At 26.1% G+C, this 3,638-nt stretch carries 3 protein-coding genes; all 3 read right to left on the reverse strand.

Translation table 11 applies throughout. The features are described from left to right. Positions 1-107: 107 nt before the first annotated feature. Positions 108-1,898, reverse strand: coding sequence for a HAMP domain-containing sensor histidine kinase (locus U9R42_05610; GenBank protein ID MEA3495496.1), 1,791 nt, complete (start codon positions 1,896-1,898; stop codon positions 108-110). Between the two features lie 261 nt (positions 1,899-2,159). Continuing rightward, a complete protein-coding gene (locus U9R42_05615) occupies positions 2,160-2,717 on the reverse strand; it encodes a PepSY-associated TM helix domain-containing protein (protein ID MEA3495497.1) in 558 nt (185 codons plus the stop codon). A 67-nt stretch (positions 2,718-2,784) separates the two neighbouring features. After that, positions 2,785-3,429 carry a hypothetical protein gene (locus U9R42_05620; protein MEA3495498.1) on the reverse strand — a complete coding sequence of 215 codons (645 nt, stop codon included), beginning with the start codon at positions 3,427-3,429 and terminating at the stop codon, positions 2,785-2,787. Positions 3,430-3,638 lie beyond the last annotated feature (209 nt).

A 3,638-nucleotide genomic window follows, 5' to 3' on the forward strand; every position in this document is an offset into this window, starting at 1 on the left:
TTTATATCTTACGGTATTAAGTCTGTAGATAAGTCAATTGATGAAGAATTGTGAGTTGTGAGAGATGAGTTGTGAGAGATGAGTTGTGAGAGATGAGTTGTGAGTTCTTAGTTTTTTTCCTTAGTAAAAGTAGCTAATGGAATTAATAATTTATATTCTTTTTCTTTTTTGTTTGCTACTAAATTTACGTTACTATTATTTTTCCCAATATATTCTTGGCTTAAATCAAAACCTGAAACATTATTTACTTTATACCTACCGCTTTTACCATTAGTACTTTTCGTAAGATAATTTGTTTCTCCATTTTTAACAGCATTAGTTTTAACAAATAGTTCAATTTTGTTGTTTATTACTTCCGATTGTATGCTAATAATTCCATTATTATGAGTAATATTAATTTTGTCGGAAATCAAAAACCAAAGTATAGAAGATAGCATTTCAGGATTTGTCATTGCAATAATATCATTTGCAATTGATGTTTTTATTTTTATATTTTTTTCATCAGCCTTTGTTCTTACCATAGGTAAAAACTTATTAATCAATTCATTCAGTTTAATTTCCTTGTTAACATTCTCATTGCTTCCACCTTGAGATTCTAACCAATCACTTAGATTAGTAAAAAGTTCATTAATATTTTTCGAAGAAGCATAAATATAATGAATAAATTTTTTCTTTTCAATTTCAGAATATTTATCAAAATCGTTATAAAGTATATCCGAAAAGCCTAATAACGAGTGAAGTGGATTTTTAATATCATGTGCTATAAGCTTTAATATTTTTTCTCTGGTTTTATTCAAATCCTGTTGGTAATAAATTTTTTTTATTCTTTTATTTCTAAGCTGAATTTTTTTTAAGCTTTTTTCTTTCTTATAAATATAAATTCCAAATATTATTAATAAACTAATTAGTAGTACTGTTGAAAGAAAAATTATTAAATGTATGTTTTTAGAATTGCTTGAGTTATTTGCATTTAATTTAATTATTTCTTGATTTAAGGATTCTAACTTCCCTTTTTCCTTTTCTCTTTTTAAAAATAGTTCTAATTTGTGATGATTGATTTCTTCTCTTTCTGTTAACTTATTATTATAAAATGAATATAGTTTATCATATTCTTCATAGCTTACTATAACATTTAATTGTTTATAAACCATTGTTAAATATTTAGTTGCCATCACATTTAATTCGAGATTGTGAATCTTATGTCCGTAAGAATATGCTTTTTCTGCATTATCAAGTGCAAAAATATAATTTTTGTTATCGTAAAAATGTTTTGCTAAATCTAAATGTATCTGAGCTACTAATAATGTTTTATTTTCGTTTAATGCCATATCCAATGCTGTTTCATATAAATTTTCAGCATTTATAAAGTACCCCCTTTGTGAAAATAAATTAGCTAAACATCTTTTGTTTTGAATTATATTTTCAGCCAAAACGTATTGTTCAGATAAGTCATTGCTTTTAGTTAAATATATTTCAGATGAATCATAATTACCTGAATTTAAATACATTTTAGCAATTGAAAGAAATGTATTGGCAATAGCAACATTGTTATCAAGAGAATTAAGTAATGAAATTTTTTTATAAAAATAAACTAAAGCTTGTTTATCATTATTTTGAGATATGCTTATTTGGGCTAAATTACTTAAAGCATTTAGCTGTCCTTTCAAATACCTTAATTTCAATGATTGCTTTTGGGCTTTTTTTGCATATTTTTGAGCTTCGTCAGTAAAGTAAGGTAATAATTCTTTACTGATTTTATTGTAGATGTCAACTTTAGTGTTTTGTTCTGTAGAATTTATTAATTGTTCTTCAAGTAGCAAAATTTCTTCAGAACTTGCTAGAGTTTTTTGGTGGATGCTTAATGCTATTACAATAAAGATTAATGTTAATACTTTCATTTACTTAATCATAATTTAGCACAAAAGTAAAACTAATGCTGTTTTACTTTCTATTAACTTATCCACGAAATTTATTAATCCATTAGTTATTTCACTGTAGCAAAATACTAAAAATAGAAGTAGGGAAGGGAATACTCATTTTAGAACCCTGATTTAAAGACGTTTATAAATTTAAAAATAAATATAGAATGTTCTTTTGTATATAAAAAGAATAATAAACAAAGTCTTTAAATTGTTAATTGTTTTATAATATTGTGTAAATCAAATGAAAAGAAGGAAAAGTATAGGAATAATTATACCGACACCGGCAATTATTGCTCCACGCCATTTTATTCCATTATTACCTTTTAAAACAAATAAGCCTGTGATGGCAAGAAGAATAAGTCCTGCAGCAAAAAAATCAGAGAACCAAGTCCACCAGTTAGATGGATTATAATGAAGAAAATTTACTTCGTAAAATATTGGTCTTTTTTTAATTGTTTCAATATATCCTGTTTTTTTCGTGATATTGATAAGAGCATTGCCATTTTTAATAAAATATTTCAAATATTGCTGATTAGCAAGGTAGTAATGCTTTTTAAATATCACTTGTGAATCTATTGTTTTAAGTAATTTTTTAGCTTCTTCTTGATTTAAAGCTTTTAATTTTTGATTGTCGGATATTATAAATTCCTGTCTATTAACTATATAATTGGGATTCCAGTCGTCAATATGGTTTATTGCAATACCGGAAATGGAATAAATTAAGGTCATACCAAGTAAAAAATAACCCAAATCTCTGTGTGTAACTCTATTCCATTTTCGCCATTTAAATTTCATTATAAATGATTTTAAAAAAAAGGTCAAGAAAAATATCCTGACCTTTTTTACTTAGTATAAAAATACTTTATTTGTTTTCTTCTTCAACAGCTTTTTCTTCAAATTTCAAACATTCGATAGAAAAATAAGAGATGTAACCTTCTTCTGTTTCAGCAATTTGTTTTCTAAGATCTTCAATTTGCTTATATGCATTATGTTGTTCGTGTGATTCTTTGTCCATGTGTTCTGCTTCATGTTCAAATTCATCTTCAGCATGATGTGCAGAGTTTGCTTCCATTTCTTCGGTAACTTCCTCAGATTTAGTTGTGTCTGCTTCTATTTCTTCTTTTTCTTTTGCTTCTTCTTCCTGAATTTTCATTTCCCATTCAACTAAGTATTTTTCGTCAATTCTTAGTTCTCTTACAACACCTTCTATAATAACATCGCTACCTTCAAGTGTTTGTTCAAATTTAGGAACATCTTCCCCTGCTGTAATTTTTACTTTTCTGCTTTCATCATCACTGATAAACATTTTTTTGCCACCATGTTCGCAAGTGTGAATAACAGTTCCTTCAATTGAAACTGTTTGGTCAACATAATTTACGGCATTTTCTACAAATTCGTTAACATCAATTTTTGTAATTTCATCTTTAGTTTCTTTGTTTCCACATGCAAACAAAACTAACGCTACCACTAAAATAGCAAATACATTTTTAATCATTTTTTCCTCCATTTTAAGTTGTTTTTAAAAATGCGAAAATAATAATTATTTTAAATAGGGACTCTTAGAAATCTATCTAATTTTATAAAAAGAAACATTTTTAATTTTGTAGAGTTTTCTAAGAAACACTAACTAATGGCTATAAGAAAAACGTATGTTTTTGACTGTTAGAATATTATGTGTATTTTGTCGCTTGAATCTAATGTCATAAAGTAGTCATT

Source organism: Bacteroidota bacterium, from assembly GCA_034723125.1.
Classification (GTDB): Bacteria; Bacteroidota; Bacteroidia; order CAILMK01; family JAAYUY01; genus JAYEOP01.

Excerpts from the sequence above, each read along its gene's own strand:
- U9R42_05610 (MEA3495496.1), bottom strand. The coding sequence starts at position 1,898 with ATGAAAGTATTAACATTAATCTTTATTGTAATAGCATTAAGCATCCAC.
- U9R42_05620 (MEA3495498.1), bottom strand. The coding sequence starts at position 3,429 with ATGGAGGAAAAAATGATTAAAAATGTATTTGCTATTTTAGTGGTAGCG.
- U9R42_05615 (MEA3495497.1), bottom strand. The coding sequence starts at position 2,717 with ATGAAATTTAAATGGCGAAAATGGAATAGAGTTACACACAGAGATTTG.